The sequence below is a fragment of the Herbiconiux oxytropis genome (genome assembly GCF_024979315.1).
GTDB classification, from domain to species: domain Bacteria; phylum Actinomycetota; class Actinomycetes; order Actinomycetales; family Microbacteriaceae; genus Herbiconiux; species Herbiconiux oxytropis.
This window is the reverse complement of sequence record NZ_JANLCK010000002.1, coordinates 168,039-182,962: the sequence shown is the minus strand read 5'-3', so window position 1 is coordinate 182,962 and position 14,924 is coordinate 168,039. Positions and strand designations below refer to the sequence as shown.

11 protein-coding genes and 1 pseudogene are annotated in these 14,924 nt (G+C 69.9%); 8 read left to right on the top strand and 4 right to left on the bottom strand.

Translation table 11 applies throughout. The annotated features are described in order from the left end of the window. Nucleotide 1: 1 nt before the first annotated feature. The 5 genes and pseudogenes from xylB to N1028_RS03920 all read left to right on the top strand — a co-directional run bounded on the left by xylB (nucleotide 2) and on the right by N1028_RS03920 (nucleotide 5,277). Nucleotides 2-1,504, top strand: a complete 1,503-nt coding sequence (gene xylB, locus N1028_RS03935; RefSeq protein ID WP_259525515.1) for a xylulokinase — start codon at nucleotides 2-4, stop codon at nucleotides 1,502-1,504. Next, entirely contained in the window at nucleotides 1,497-2,564 is a 1,068-nt protein-coding gene (locus tag N1028_RS03930; protein ID WP_259525514.1) for an ABC transporter permease, read from the top strand. The genes xylB and N1028_RS03930 overlap by 8 nt, the downstream gene beginning before the upstream one ends. 25 nt (nucleotides 2,565-2,589) lie before the next feature. Then, a complete protein-coding gene (locus N1028_RS03925; protein WP_259525513.1) occupies nucleotides 2,590-3,594 on the top strand; it encodes a substrate-binding domain-containing protein in 1,005 nt (334 codons plus the stop codon). A gap of 156 nt (nucleotides 3,595-3,750) precedes the next feature. Further along, nucleotides 3,751-4,176 (top strand): annotated as a pseudogene (locus tag N1028_RS19795) (ATP-binding cassette domain-containing protein); the annotation flags it as partial. A 51-nt stretch (nucleotides 4,177-4,227) separates the two neighbouring features. Then, complete coding sequence (locus N1028_RS03920; protein ID WP_445727702.1) at nucleotides 4,228-5,277, top strand: ATP-binding cassette domain-containing protein; 1,050 nt, start codon at nucleotides 4,228-4,230, stop codon at nucleotides 5,275-5,277. Nucleotides 5,278-5,453: 176 nt separating this feature from the next. Here N1028_RS03920 and N1028_RS03915 read toward each other — a convergent pair whose 3' ends face one another. Genes N1028_RS03915 through N1028_RS03905 form a run of 3 tightly spaced genes read right to left on the bottom strand, consistent with a single transcriptional unit; the run spans nucleotide 5,454 to nucleotide 11,294 of the window. Beyond that, a complete protein-coding gene (locus N1028_RS03915; RefSeq protein WP_259525511.1) occupies nucleotides 5,454-5,930 on the bottom strand; it encodes a hypothetical protein in 477 nt (158 codons plus the stop codon). A 31-nt stretch (nucleotides 5,931-5,961) separates the two neighbouring features. Further along, on the bottom strand, nucleotides 5,962-6,471 hold the full coding sequence (locus tag N1028_RS03910; RefSeq protein ID WP_259525510.1) for a hypothetical protein: 510 nt from the start codon (nucleotides 6,469-6,471) through the stop codon (nucleotides 5,962-5,964). An 8-nt stretch (nucleotides 6,472-6,479) separates the two neighbouring features. Then, complete coding sequence (locus N1028_RS03905) at nucleotides 6,480-11,294, bottom strand: cell wall-binding repeat-containing protein (protein ID WP_259525509.1); 4,815 nt, start codon at nucleotides 11,292-11,294, stop codon at nucleotides 6,480-6,482. Between the two features lie 177 nt (nucleotides 11,295-11,471). On the opposite strand from N1028_RS03905, the gene N1028_RS03900 reads away from it, so the two are divergent. The 3 genes from N1028_RS03900 (at nucleotide 11,472) to N1028_RS03890 (ending at nucleotide 14,001) form a co-directional block, all read left to right on the top strand. Then, on the top strand, nucleotides 11,472-12,071 hold the full coding sequence (locus N1028_RS03900; RefSeq protein ID WP_259525508.1) for a hypothetical protein: 600 nt from the start codon (nucleotides 11,472-11,474) through the stop codon (nucleotides 12,069-12,071). Next, a complete protein-coding gene (locus N1028_RS03895; protein WP_259525507.1) occupies nucleotides 12,068-12,499 on the top strand; it encodes a hypothetical protein in 432 nt (143 codons plus the stop codon). The genes N1028_RS03900 and N1028_RS03895 overlap by 4 nt, the downstream gene beginning before the upstream one ends. Before the next feature lie 110 nt (nucleotides 12,500-12,609). Beyond that, nucleotides 12,610-14,001 (top strand): hypothetical protein, encoded by a 1,392-nt coding sequence (locus N1028_RS03890; RefSeq protein WP_259525506.1) that lies wholly within the window; start codon nucleotides 12,610-12,612, stop codon nucleotides 13,999-14,001. Nucleotides 14,002-14,073: 72 nt separating this feature from the next. Here the strand turns inward: N1028_RS03890 and N1028_RS03885 are convergent, their stop codons facing one another. Continuing rightward, the gene (locus N1028_RS03885) at nucleotides 14,074-14,898 is read right to left on the bottom strand and encodes a hypothetical protein (protein ID WP_259525505.1); all 825 of its coding nucleotides are present in this window, start codon (nucleotides 14,896-14,898) and stop codon (nucleotides 14,074-14,076) included. Between the last annotated feature and the right edge of the window lie 26 nt (nucleotides 14,899-14,924).

Below are 14,924 nucleotides of genomic sequence, written 5' to 3'. Positions count from 1 at the left end.
CGTGCCCGTCGTCGCCGGGGTCGACTCCTCGACCCAGTCCACCACCGTCGTGCTGCGCGACGCCGACACCGGAGCCACCCTGGGCTCGGGCAGGGCGCCGCACACGCCGACGTTCCCGCCCGTGAGCGAGCAGGATCCCGCCGAGTGGTGGGCCGCCACGGTGCTCGCCTTCGGTCGCGCCCGCGAGAACGCCGGAATCGCTGCGGACGACATCGTGGCCGTGAGCGTCGCCGCCCAGTGCCACGGCCTCGTGCCGCTGGATGCCGAGGGCCGCGTCATCCGCCCCGCCAAGCTCTGGAACGACACCACGGCGTCGGCCGAGATCGCCGCCCTCACCGAGCGCATCGGCGGCGATGCCTGGACCGACCGCATCGGAACCCTGCCGCCGCCCTCCTTCACGATCGGCAAGCTCGCCTGGCTGAAGGCCCGCGAGCCCGAGCATTTCACCCGGTTGGCCGGTGTGCTGCTGCCGCACGACTACCTCACCTGGCGCCTCACCGGGGGCACCCCGGGTGCCAGCCTCCGGAGCGAACGCACCGTGACCGACCGCTCCGACGCGAGCGGCACCGGGTACTACAGCGCGCCCGAGGGCCGCTACCTCACCGAGGTGCTCGAGCTCGTCGATGCCCAGAAGGCCTGGGCCGACATGCTGCCCGAGGTGCTCGGCCCCTCCGAGCAGGCCGGCACCGTGCCCGCCGCCACAGCGGCCGAGCTCGGCGTGCGGGCGGATGCGGTGGTCGGTGCGGGCGCGGGCGACCAGCACGCGAGCGCGGTCGGCCTCGGCATCGCCCCGGGTGAGCTCGCCTACGTGCTCGGCACCTCCGGCGTCGTGTTCACCACGAGCGAGTTCCCCGTGTTCGACCACTCCGGCATCGTCAACGCGGTCGCGGATGCCACGGGGGCCTACCTCCCCCTCATCTGCACCCTCAACGCCGCGAAGGTCACCGACACGGTCGCTCGCCTGCTCGGCGCCGACCACGGCGAGCTCGAGCGTCTCGCCCTCGCCGCGCCGCGCGAGGCCGACCGGCCGCTCCTCGTGGCCTACCTCGACGGTGAGCGCACCCCCAACCGCCCGCACTCCCGCGGCCTCCTCGCCGGCCTCAGCAGCGAGACGAGTCGCGAGGATCTCGCGCTCGCCGCCTTCGAGGGCGTCGTGCTCGGCATGGAGCGCGGCCAGCGCCGCATGCAGGAGACCGGGCTCGCCCTCGGCGGCCGCCTCCTCGTGACCGGGGGCGGATCCGGTTCGGCCGCCTACCGCCAGGTGATCGCGGATGTCACGGGCCGGCCCGTCGAGATCACCGACGCCGTCGACGCGGTGGCCGGGGGAGCGGCGGCCCAGGCGGCCGCGGTGCTCCGCGGCGCCGACATCCGCACGCTGCGCGACGAGTGGGCTCCGGCCTCCCGTGTGGTCGCCGAGCCCGGCGGCCATGACTACACCCGCATCCGCGACACCTACACGAGGGCCGCCGACTGGGCCGGCCTCGACGGAGCGTTCCATGACTGACACCACCACCGCCCGCAAGCCACCGACCAGCAAGAACAGCGAGGTTCACGTGAAGAAGCGCAGACTGCCCGACGAGACGGGCATCTTCATCGTCCTGGTGGCGGTGCTGCTCGTGTTCAGCATCCTGTCGCCGAACTTCCGCACCATCGACAACGGCTTCACGCTGCTGGTCAACGGCACGGTCATCGGCTTCCTCGCCCTCGGCCAGACCTTCGTGCTGCTCACGGGAGGCATCGACCTCTCCACGGGCGCCAACATCGCCATGTCGGGCGTGCTCGTGGCGCTCGTGATGCAGGCGGGCGTGCCATGGCCGGCCGCCATGCTCATCGCGCTCATCGCCGCGACCTCGCTCGGCGTGCTGAACGGGCTGCTCATCCACTACGTGCGGATCCCCCCGTTCATCGCGACCTTCTCCACCCAGGGCGTGGCGCTCGCGATCCCGCTCATCATCACGGGAGCGAACTCCATCCAGGTGCGCGACATCGGCTTCTCCTGGATCGGCCAAGGCCGGATCGCCGGCGTGCCGCTGCCCGTGCTCCTGCTGCTCGTGGCCGCGGTCATCGCCGGGCTGTGGCTCCGGATGACCCGCCAGGGCGTGCACGTCTACGCTCTCGGTGGCAACAAGAACGCCGCGCGCCTCGCGGGAGTCAACATCGCGAGGACCACCATCCTCGTCTACGCCATCTCCGGCTTCTGCGGCGGCATGGGCGGCATGATCGTGACCAGCCGGCTCATGGTCGGCTTCCCCGCCACCGGAACCGGCAACGAGCTGTTCTACTCCATCGCCGCGGCGGTGGTCGGCGGCATCTCACTGTTCGGCGGCGTGGGCACGGTGCTCGGCGCCATGATCGGCGCGGTGCTCATCGCTGCGGTCTCCAACGGCATGAACGTGCTGAGCGTGCAGAGCTACTGGCAGTCGCTCGTGATCGGCGTCATCATCCTCGTCGGCGTCTCGTTCGACACCCTGCGCCGCTCGCGTGCCGGCCGGCCGGTGTTCGCCAAGAGACCCGCGGTAGACACTCCCTCGCTTCCCCCGTCCACCACACCCAGCAAGTCCTGAAGTCACACCAACGAGAGGAACAACCATGAACACGAGAAAGGTCCTCGGCACTGTTGCCGTAGGCGTTTTCGCTCTCTCCCTCGCCGCGTGCAGCAATGCCGCCACCGGCGACGGAGCCGGCAGCTCCACCGACGCGGCAGGCAGCCTGCCCGCATCCTGTTCGGACGAGAACCCCACCATCGGTGTGGCCCTGCCGAACACCATCAACCCGTACTACATCGCCATGCAGGAGGGTTTCGAGGACACCGCCGAGGAGCTCGGCTACGAGGTCGACGTGGCCATCGCCAACGACAGCGAGAGCGACCAGCTCGCGCAGATCGACGCGTTCGTGCAGAAGGGTGTCTGCGCCATCGCGCTCAACGCCGTGAATTCCGACACGGGCGTCTCGAGCGTGCGGGCGGCCAACGCCGCGAACATCCCGGTGTTCTCGGTCAACGTGACCATCGACCCCGAGGGCCTGGAGAACCAGGGCGCCACGATCGTGCAGTACGTCGGCGCCGACCAGACCGAGGGCGGCAAGCAGCTCGGTGAGCAGGCCATCGCGGATCTCGGCACCGAGACCCCGCTCGTCGTCGGCATCCTGGGCGAGCCGTCGCAGATCCCCACCATCCAGCGCGACGAGGGCTTCACCGAGGCCATCATGGCCAACCCGAACACCACGGTGCTCGAGACCCTCGACACCAACGTCGACCCCGCCGTGTCTCTGCAGGTGACCGGTGAGCTGCTGCAGGGCAACCCGGATGTCAACGTCATCTTCGGCGACACCGGCCCCGCCGTGGTCGGTGCGCTGCAGGCCATCAAGGAGGCAGGCAAGCAGGACCAGATCAAGGTCTACGGCTTCTGCGCCGCCGACACCCCGCTCGAGGGCGAGTACGTGGCGTGCGCCGCGCAGGAGCCCTACGAGTACGCGCGGATCGTGCTCGAGAACGTGCAGACCTACCTCGGTGGCGAAGACGTTCCGGCCGAGGTGCTGCAGCCGCTGAAGCTGTACACGTCCGGCCAGGAGGTCGGCGCCAAGGAATTCGGATAAGCCTCCGGACTCCGGACGGCCGGGTCTTCGCAGGCCCGGCCGTCCACCCCCCTTCTTCTCCACATAATCAGCAGGGAGCACGCCATGACCGGTGAAGGACTGCTCGTCGACGGCATCTCGAAGAGCTACGGCCCCACGAACGCCCTCACCGACGTGAGCCTGGCCATCCGGCCCGGTCGCGTCACGGCCCTGATCGGCCACAACGGCGCGGGCAAGTCGACCCTGCTGCGCTCGCTCTCGGGGGCCGAGGTGCCGGACTCCGGCTCGATCCGGATCGACGGAGAGGCCCAGTCGTTCACCGGACCCCGCGACGCCTCGACCGCGGGCATCGCCTGCGTCTACCAGGAGCTCTCGCTCGTCGACCAGCTCACGGTCGCGCAGAACATCTTCCTCGGCCAGGAGCAGGTCTCGGGCGGTGTGCTCAGCCGCCGCCAGATGAACCGCCGCGCCGACGAGCTCTGCGCCGAGTACGGCATCACCGCGCGCGCCACCGACCTCATCTCGTCGCTGCCGGTCGCGCAGCGGCAGATGGTGGAGGTGGCCCGTGCCATCAACCAGAAGGCCAAGTACATCCTGCTCGATGAGCCCACGACCGCGCTCGAGGAGCAGCAGGTCGAGCACCTGCTCGGCATCGTGCGCCGGCTCGTCGACGAGCAGGGCATCGGCGTGCTGCTGGTCGACCACAAGCTCGACGAGGTCTTCGCCGTGGCCGACCACGTCATCGGTCTCTCCGGCGGGCGGATCGTGCTCGACGGCTCGGTCGAGGACGTCGATCGGGCCGCCGTGATCGAGGCCATCGTGGGCGACCACGGATCCGGGCCCGTCGACACCGCCGCGGTCGCCGCGATCGTGGGCGACGGCCTGGGCGAGACCTCCCTCGAATCGGTCGAGACCGTCTCCGAGGCGGCGCGCGCCCGCGAGTTCGGAGCGCCCGTGCTCGAGGCCACCGGTCTCTCGGGCAACAACCTCCACGGTGTCGACCTCACGGTGCACGCCGGCGAGATCCTCGGCATCTACGGTCTCGTCGGATCCGGCCGCACCCGGTTCCTCCGCACCGTCTACGGAGCCTTCCCGCTCGCCGAGGGGTCGCTGAAGCTGCTCGGCAAGCCGTTCCGGCCCAAGAGCCCGGCGCAGGCCATCAAGGCGGGCGTTGCGTTCCTCAGCGAGGAGCGCAAGTTCGACGGCTTCGTGCCGCAGATGTCCTCGATCGAGAACGTCGTGCTGCCGGTGCTCGGCAAGTACATCCGCGGCGGCGTGCTGCGCTGGCGCGCGCTCAAGGGATCGGCCGACGACGTGCTGTCGCAGGTCTCCATCCGCGGCCAGGTCTCGGCGCCCATCACGTCGCTCTCGGGCGGCAACCAGCAGAAGGCGCTGTTCGCCCGGGCCACCCTGCAGGCGCCCCTGCTGCTCCTGCTCGACGAGCCCACGAAGGGCGTCGACATCGGGGCCAAGCGCGAGATCTACGGCATCATCCGCACGCTCGCGGCCGAGAAGAACGTGGCGGTGATCGTGGTCTCCTCCGAGGAGGAGGAGCTCACGGAGCTCGCCGACTCCATCGCGGTCTTCCGCGGCGGCTCCTGCGACGGGGTCGTGTACCCGCGCTCGTCGGTCACGGCGGCCCAGCTCCGGGAGCTCGCCTGGGCCGACGCGTCGCCGGCGTCGGCCGGCCCGTCCGCACCCTGAACTCCCTCCCACTTGACAGAATTCGCGCCTAAGAGCGCCGACTTGACACAAGATGCGCCAAGTCGGCGCTCTTAGGCGCATCTAGTGTCAAGTCGGAGGTGCCGCGGGGCATCGTGAGGGATCGTGGGGCTGCTTGGGCGCCGTGGGGCCGCAGGGGCCGCGGCATGTCCGACCTGCTACCGCGGGTCGACAGCGGTTCCCGTGTGCGAGGCGATCCCCGTCTGCACGGGCTCAGGGCAGTCCACCTTCTCGATCGACACCTCCGTGCTGCCGGGGGTGGCGGTCAGTGTCGCGCAGGCGTGGGCATAGGCATCCGAACTGCCCCCGAATCCCTGGAGCTGTGCGTACCCGTATGCGATGACGTGGATGGCGAGCGCATCAGGCTCCGTCCGGTACAGCATGGGTTGACCGCTCCGCAACGGATATCTGTCCAGTTCTGCGACGGTCAGACCTTCGATCGACAGCGTGGGTGCCAGTCCGAAATCGAGTGCAATGCGCAGGGTCTCCCGGGTGCTGTAGTGGGAAGCGAAGGTCCCGTAGGATTCTGCAGCCCGCCGGAAGGCATCGCGCACTTCATCGGCAGCCAGCGGTTGGGGTCCCGATCCGAGGCAGCCGCTCAACCCGACCGTGATCATGGCGGCGCCGAGCAGCATGGTGACGGCGCGACCGGCGCGCCGCCGGGGGTCAGGTGGGGTTGACAACGTCGCCCCAGTAGCCCGCGAGGGCGGATTGGACCGGTTCAGGGCAGTCCTCCTTGTGTACGGATACCTCCGTGCTCCCAGGGGTGGCTGTCAGCACTGCGCAGGAGTGCGCGTAGGCGCTCGAGCTTCCCCCGAAGCCCTGCAGCTGCTCGTAAGCGACGGTGAGTACGTGGATCGACAGCGCCCTCGGATCGGTCTTGTACAGCATGGGTTGTCCTTCCCGCACCGTATGTCGCTGCAATTCCGCGAAGCTCAGCGCCTCGATTGAGGGTGTGGGCGCCAACCCGAAATCGAGCGCGATGCGCAGGGTCTCCCGGGTGCTGTAGTGGGAGGCGAAAGTTCCGTAGGATTCCGCGGCACGACGAAACCCATCACGCACCTCTGCCGCGGCCAGGGGCTGAGGGCCTGACCCGAGACAGCCAGTCAGTCCAAGCAGCACCACCAGTGAGATCATCAGCGTCGTCGACCCGCGTCGTCGGGTCGCCTGATCCACGCGGGCCCTCAGCACAGTGTGGGGAGCGTGACGGCTTCGGAGACGCTGTTCGGTCCGCCGAGGATGGTCACGCCGGTCGCGCCGAGGCTACGGACCCGGTCCAGCACGCCCTGCGGGAGGCACCCCGACCGCACGAGGAAGAGCGGGCCCGCCTTCCGGGAAGCCAGCACCGCGCCGACGAGGGCGTCCGGGAAGCCAGACCCGGTCGCCACGAAGACGGTCTTCGCCGTCGAGTACACGTCGGTGCTCGCCGCGAGCGACGCGGCATATCGGTCGGCACCGGCCACGCGGGTCGTCGGCACGACAGCACCCAACGATGACACCAGTCCCGGCGTGACCGAGCTCACCCCGCCGACGACCGTGACCGCCTTCGTTCCGAGCGACACGAGCGCGGCCTTCGACTCGGCGTCGGCGGCCGAGGCCTGGCCGTTCACCAGGAGCACCGGGTTCCGTCGCGCCGCCGCGGCGGCACCCGCGGAGACGGCGTCCGGGAAGTCGTTGCCCGTCGCGACGTACACGCGGGACGCGCTCGACCCGAAGGCCTCGGTCGCGATCCTGCGTGACACCTCGAAGCGGTCGACGCCGCTGATGCGTGACGTCGGGGCGAGGTTCGAGAGCTCGGTCCGCACCAGGTCCGAGACACTGCTCACACCGCCGACCAGCACGATCCGCGCGGGATGCAGCCTCTGGATCTCGGCCTTGACGGCGGGAGGGAGGGCCGTCGACGACGTGAGGAGGAGCGGGCCGCCCTGCTTCGCGGCCGCAGGCCCCGCGCTGAGCGCATCCGCGAACTTCACCCCGCTCGCGACCCAGACCACCGGGGCACCCCCGCCGCTGTCGGGGAAGGCGGCGAGCGACATCGCCGCACTGGCGGAGTAGCGGTCCGGCCCGGCGATCCGGCTGAACACGTAGTTGTGGTCGCCCAGCTTCTCCATCATCGTCCGCGCGTAGAGGTCGGTGCCGATGAGGTTCGGGTGGAAGGACTGCTGCGACACGGGCTTCCCTCCCGAGCTGAAGAGCGGCTGATCACCGGGGGTAAACTGGAAGACCAGGCCGGTGTTGCTCGAGACGCCAGCCGGTGTGCAGAGGTTCGTGCCCGAGAAGTTCGGGCGCGGGTCAGCGTAGATCACCGGATGGGCGGCGGAGTTCGCCGCATTCCGGGCTGCCAGGAGCGCGTTGCTCAGATCGATCGTGACCTGCTGCAACCACGGCACGTCTGCTGACTTCACGAGCGCGCACAGGGAGCCGCTCTCGAACAGAGCCGGATAGCCCATGAGAAGGATGCGCGCGTTGGGGGCCCTCTGCTGGATCTGCTTCAGCACCGTCGTGACGGAGGCCGGAATCTCTGTGCTGGTGCGGTGAGCCGTCGCGGCCTCGAGCTTCATCGTGTCATCGGGGAGCTTGAGCGATTTGCACAACTCGAGGAGCAAGACTGCCTCGATGCACGTCTTGATGATGTCGGCGAAGCCCGCATCGTTCCCGCCGATCGACAGAGTCACGAGCGTCGTGTTCTCGTCGAGGTATCCCTGATCGAGCTGGGTGAGTTCATGATACTGACCTTCATTCACCTGCCCACCTGCGTTCCTCGGTCCACCGACCGGAAGCATGTTCTCGGTCTGCGCAGACGAGCAGGCCGTCATGTGATGGTCGAGAGTCGGGTCCCAGGTATCGGCACGAACTCCGATGGAAGTGGGGGAAGCGCCGACCGAGGCCTTCCTCGACCACGCGTGACGCGATCGATGGCACGCGTTCCGCAACTGCGGGTCGCTGCCGTGCGTGTCGGAGTCGCGGAAGTAGTCGGCGCCGTCGAAGGAGGACGCGCCTTCGCCCGAGGAGAAGGAATCCCCCATGGAGACGACGATGTCGGCCGGCTTCGCATCGAGCGGTTGGAATGCCACGGCATCCCACGCCACGTCATCGAGGCCCAAGCCGTCGGCTGTGACATTCGAGAGGGACACCTTCGGCTGGCCCGAGAACGGGAACACGCCGAGGGACACCCATGCGTTCCTGCCGTGCCGCTGCAGCAACGCGCGCTTCTTGATGGTCCCGTCACCGAGATCGATCGAGTACATGGCCTGCTGCGTCCAGGCTCCGTGATCAGGCAGATGCACCATCACCCGGGCCCATTGGGTGAGGTTCCGCCCGAGCGTCCAGGTGCCGGTGACGTTCAAGGAGCCGTCGTGGTACGTGTCGGGATCGCTGTCAGGACTCCGCGTGTGCGCGAAGTAGAAGTGGCTGTTGAACCCCGCCCCCAGCTGGTGCAGATCCATCTTCGAGGGATACAGCCCCTCGTCGTCGTTCCCGAAAGTGAACGCGAATGTGCCGTTCGAGGCGACCGTCGCGGGGCACGGCCCCGGCCGCCTGCTCGCCGTGCCGTTCGGCAGCTCGTCGATGACGAGGCTGCCGGCCGGAAGGCCCGCTGTGCCGCAGTTGGGTGGGAAGCTCGTCGCGTCCGGCTCCTCCCGGTAGCCAGGGTCGAAACGGATGACCTCGAGCCCGCAGCTCGAGTCGCAGTCGCCCTTCCACGTCGCGTTCGTGTGGTACCAGCACTCGAGGTCGTAGGCCCCGGCAGCACTCCTGTGCAGGCACGGCCCGGGCTTCTCATCCGGATCGGCCGGTGGCTGGTGGGCGCCGGGGGAGCAGGTGTTGGAGGCATTGCAGAAGGTGAAGATCGGCGGTTTCACCGTGAACCGGTTGAGCGTTCCGTCTCGCCCGTCGGTCGCCAGCCACTGGGCCGGCCGGAAGGCGCTGACGATCGTGTCGTCGTCTTCGAAGAGGTCGGTCGAGTGGGCGGCGAACCCCAGGACCTTCTCCGGATACGGCCAGTGCTGGGGGTGCGCGGCGTCACTCGGACTGCCGTCGAGGAAAGGACCACGACTCGGGTCATAGGCGGGGTTCGCCGGGTTGTTCATCCATCCGACGCCCCACGGAGATCCGTCCCGCTTGTTCGGATGCACGCCCGTGTTGTAGGCCCAGACCGCGAAGAACCAGTTCTCCAGGTACTGCGATCCTCCGTCGTTGATCGTCAGCCCCGCACCTCGCGTCTCGTTCCACTTGTCGCCGAGCATCTGCACCGCCTTCGCCACGTTGGCGGCGTAGTCGAGGGCGATCGCGCGCTGCTCCCGGGCGGGCAGAGCCTTCTCGCCCGGCCGCTCCCGGCCCGCCAGTCGCATCCCGTCGGTGATCTGCCCCACGCCGTAACCGCAGTCCGCCGACGGGAAGCTCAGATCCCAGAACGAGTCCTCGGGAGCGCTGCGATCGTTGCCGTAGTAGTTGCCGATGAGAGGAGTGCCCGTGACGCCGGGGGTCGTGTACACGGACGCCTGCCAGAGATTCGACTCCTGGGCCAGCACGCCGAGCACGATCTGCGCCGGTATCGTGCCGCCGCTGCTCAACGTGCGTCGGGGGAAGAGCCCTTGAGGCGAGTACGCAGGCATGGCGAGGTTCCGCCAGTTGTCGGGTCGCGACGTGGTCAGCCTGCCGGCGACCGCCTGGTCGACGGCCCACTCCACCTGACGGGGCTTCGGCTGCAGCGCCTGGCTCTGGGGATCGTTGCGGGGCACCGCGCAGGCGCGTTCTGACTCGACGGGATCTGTGGGCGAGCCGGTTCCCCAGGGACTGTCGGGGCCCGTGAGCCTTCCGTCGAGGTGAGCGGGGGCGGGGCCGTCTGCCGCCCCCTCGCCCGGATCGAGCGTGAAGCCGACGGCCGCATCCGTGTCGGTGGTGACGGCCTCGAGGTGGATCGCCTGATTCGGATCGGGCAGGGCACCCGATGCCGGTGCCGCGCCTAGCACGGCGGGCGCCAGGAGGAGCTGCCCCTCGGACGACGCTGCGGACCGCGCGACGGCGGAGGTGAACGCGATGTCGTCCGGGAGGCTCTCGGCCTCCTGGGTGGGCGCTCCCGTGACGAAGACCTGGCCGTTCGCGGCCTGAGCGAGGGTGACCTCGAGGGCGTCGCCCTGCGCGAGGATCTCGGGCGGACTCGAGGCGTCAAGAGTGCCGAGGTGCAGCACGGTCGCGGATTCCTCGTCGCGGGTCAGGAAGGCGAGGCCTCCGGCCGGCGTGGCCCTCAGGTCGTACGGCACGCCGACGACCTCCGCGAGCTCGGTCACCGAGCCGTCCTCGCCGACAGCCACCACGGCATCGGAGGCCGCTGCGACGATCCCGCGCGGGGCGACGGTCGCTGAGGTGAACTGGCCCTCCACCTCGCTCTCGGCGACGACGTCCCGCGACCCGGCATCGACCACGCGGATGCGGGTGCGGCCGGCCTCGCTCGAGTAGGACGTGAGGGCGACTTTCGACTCCAGCCCGCACCCGGGATTGAAGTAGGCGAGCGTGTAACCGGCGCCGAGATCTGTCATGGATCCGTCGCGCAGCCCCACGAGAGCGGCGAACGCACCACGTCCGAACGTGCCCTCGTCGTTCGTGTACGAGCGTGGCGCGTAGACCACGGCCAGGGTCTCGCCGTCGCTCGCGAGGCACGCGTTGCCGATCCACCGGTCCGTCTCGATCCCGACCACCTTCAGCGACGCCACCGTCGTCCAGGCGTAGCCTGTCGACTCCGCCGCCGCCATCACGTGCAGCCCCGTCGTGTCGCCCGACACGCTCCAGGCCAGGTCGGTGCTCGCCGCCCAGTCGCCCCCGAGCAGCGTCGGCCGATCGTCGACCGGCACCTCGGATGGCGCGGGGGTGACCTCGGGGGGAACCGAGACGGGAGGGGTCTCGCCGATCGGCCGGTCGACGGCGAAGGCCGGTGGCGACGCCATGATCGACACCCCCAGGGTGATCGACAGCGCCAGAACGGCAACGGCACGGAACCTCATCGAACCCCTCCAACGGGTCAGCGGCCCCCCAGGCGACTTCGCGGCAACCCTATACGAGAAATCCTCACGCTATCCACAACTTCTTCTCGAGCGCTGGTGCATGCGACTCGACTGGGTCATGATCTCTCCAACGAAAGGAAAGTGATGAATAATCGACAAAACCGGAATCGGATCATCGTGGCGTCCACCCTTGCCGCGCTGACCGCGGCAGCTCTGCTGGGCGTCGTGCTGATGGTGAATCCGGGGGGCACGGGGCAGCGCGACAGAACGGCTTCGGCAGAGCCGGCGGGTCCTGCGGATGCGGTGGATGCTGCGGAGCTGGAATCGGTGGAGCCCCCGGACACCTCGGAACTCGCAGAGGAGTACCTCACCCCGGAGGAGGCGCCCGGTGCCTGGTCGTCCGATACCTCCGCGTTCCCCGAACCGCTTCCGCGCGGCCGATCGTGGCCAGAGGTTCCGCCGTCGGTCCTCACCACGGAGGGCGAGGTGAGTGAAGACGGGCTCTCGCAGGTGATGGCGGCCTACCACTGGATGTGTGCATGGGAGGACGAAGCGGTCACTGCGGCGGCGGGGAAGGACCCAGCACGCGCGGCAGAAGCCGTGGCACAGCTCGAGAAGTTCACGGGGCTCCCGGGGATCGTCGACAACCTGCAGAACTCCGATTCGTGGGTGGAACACGTGCTGGTGCCGGCACGAGAGGGAGAGTTCGTCGAGATGGAGGACGAGTTCGAGGGCCCCACCTGCGACGGCTATCGGGAGACGGAGGCCTCTCGGTGAGGGCCGGCAGGCCAATCGGGGCCGCCGCCGCCATCGGCGTGGTCGCCGCGGTGGTGCTGGGAGCGGTCCTGCCCGCCGCTGCGCTCCAGCTGGATCGGATCGAGGGCAGGCTCCCGGACGCGGGGGTGCTCGTCAAGTTCGACACCCCGCACTACAAGCCGAACCCGGGGTCCATCATGGCCGACCTCCCCTACGTGACCACCCCCACCTGTGGTGCCCCGGTGATGCTGGGCCTCCGCGGCGCGACGCGACAGTTCACCTTGAGCAGCGGGTGGATCAGGCCGGGAAATCTGACCTTCGTGCACGTGGACTCGCACGAGCCGTACATCCGTGGAGACATCACCTTCTGGGTGAACGGTCGCCAACTCGGCACTTGCAGTGCGATCCCCGTGGCAGATCGCGGGTTCCGGGGAGGCCTCTGGTTCTAGGGCGGGCTCCCGGGAGAAACGCTCACGAGACGAAGTCGCCCTGCGGGTCGCACCGAAGTCGCGGTCGCGCCGCGCTTGGCGGGGGCGCGGGTTCGTGCGACGGTGAGGGGATGGGGAAGAACGAGGGTTCGAAGGGCGTCGTCCGGATCGGGCGGCACGCGGGGGTCGGCAGCATCGCGCTCGTGGTGGGGGCATCGGCGGCGCTCGGGCTGCTGTTCGCGGGACCGGTGGCGGAGGTGCTCGACGGCCTCGACGTCGAACTCGGAGGTGCGGAGTGGGTGGTCGGCTTCCTCGGGGCGGGGGTCGTGTTCGCCGGCATCATCCTGCTCTGCCTCACGCTCGCCTACGGCACCGTGCACTGGAACCCGCAGAAGGGAACGGCCAGGCTCGGGCGGCGCGAGGTGCCCGTCAGCTCCATCACGGTGGCGTGGCGCTCCGTCTCGTCGTCCGATCTGAACGGCGCCGCCTACCTGGTGTACCGGTTCGTCTCCACGGAGGGGGCCTCCGTGCGCGTGCTCGTGGCGGGCCGGCCCGTACGCGGGCTCGACGCCGAAGGCCTTGGTGCGCTCACCCGGTTCGTGGCCGAGCTGCCGCTGGAGGCTCCCGCAGACACCGCCGTCGATGCCGCGGGTCTCACCGAGCAGCAGCGGGCCGCCGCGGTCTCTCTCACGAGCGGTGGCGGGAAGTCCCGGGTGGGTCGCGACACCCTCCTCGCCGAACTCGCCGAGCTCATGGGCGCTGCGCCTGGTGCGTCGACCGATCCCGCCTACCCGGCCGTGACCGATCCCGCCTACCCCGCCGGCCCGGATCCCATCGCACCGCAGAATCCCGCCCCCGGGACGATCTCCCGTGCGCGTGCCGCCGAGCTCGAGCGCGAGTGGCAGGCCGACGACGAGAGCGCCGTCGCCCTCCTGCTCGCCGAGCCCGCCCCGGCCCGCACCGTGCGACGCATCTTCTTCTGGCTCATCGCGGCCGCACTCGCCGTCGCTGCGTTCGCCATCGTGGCCGCCGTCATCGGCGAGACCATCGGGGGCGGATTCCTGCCGAGCGACACCAACGAGATCGTGGGACTCCTCGTGCTCGGAGCCGGCGGCGTCGCCCTCCTCTTCTACCTGGTCTGGTGTGCCGCAGCCGACACCGATGTCCGCAACCGCCGGCGCCTCGCGCTCCGCTGGAGGGACGAGGCGGATCCGGGTACGCGCACCCGCGGGCTTCCCCTCCTCCTTCTCGCGGCGTGGGGTGAGCACCCCCGCCGCCTCTCCACGGCCGCCTCCTTCCTCAGCCTCTTCGTCGGGCTGCTCGCCGCCCTCGCGGCCATCGTGCTCTTCACCGACGACGAGTTCCCCCTTCTCGCGCCGGTGCTCGCCCTCCTCGGTGGTGTGGCCCTGCTCGCCCTCGGCATCGTGGGCTTTGTCCGCGTCCAGCGCCGCCGCCGCACCGACGCCGAGGAGCTCGTGCTGCTCGGCGGCTGGCGCGTGGTCCCGCCCGAGGTGCGCGACTGAGCAGTCGCCCGTCCGCCGCGCCCTTGAGCCTCAGCTCGAGCCCCGCCCCGCCCCGCTCCGCCCGCGGGGCGGCTACGGCGCCGGGCGGGCCCGGAGCTCGACCTCGGGATAAGCGGGAGCGAGTGACTCCGCGAGGCTGACGGCGGCGGGGTCGGGCACCGTGATGTCGAGCAGCTGGAGCGGCGGGAGGTCGCCGACGGGTTCGACGGGCCAGGCGTGGGCCGAGAGGATCGGGACCTGCTGCTCCGAGAGGTGCTCGAGCAGGGCGACGGAGTCGTCGATGGGCGCCAACGGCTCAGCCGTCACCGCCAGGAGGTCGTCGGGCGTGGTGGCGGTGAAGGTGAGGTTGGACTGCACGCCCCCGGCCTCATCGGCGGCGGCCAGCATCCGCTTCACGGCGGCGAGGAGCTCGGCCGGGTCGGAGGTCGGCAGCTCCACGCAGAAGAAGCCGCCGCACCCGCCCTCGCCACGAGCGCTGAGAACGGGGTAGCGGGGGTCGTCGCGGAGCGCCAGGAAGACGTCGAGGGTGACGCGGCCGCCGAGGTTCGAGTAGCTCTCGCCCTCACCGACCGTGGCGCCGATGAGCGGATGCTCCCACCCGGCTTCACGGGCGCGTCGCTCGGCCGCCGTGGTGACGGCGATCAGCTCGGCGTCACCGATGTCGGGCTCGAGCACCATGTCGATCGTGATCGCCTTGTTCCACGGATCGTCGGACACCCATGACGACGCGCTCAGCACGTGCTCCTGCTCCTCGACCCACTCGGCCACCCGCGCACCCACGTCGGCACCCGGCCCCGCGCATCCGCCGAGCAGCCCCGCGAGCCCGACGACCGCGAGGGCTGCGAGGCCCGCACCCGCCCGCAACGGCCGAGCGGAACGGCGAGGCGAAGGCGTCATCCCCTCACTCTACCGAGAAGATGACG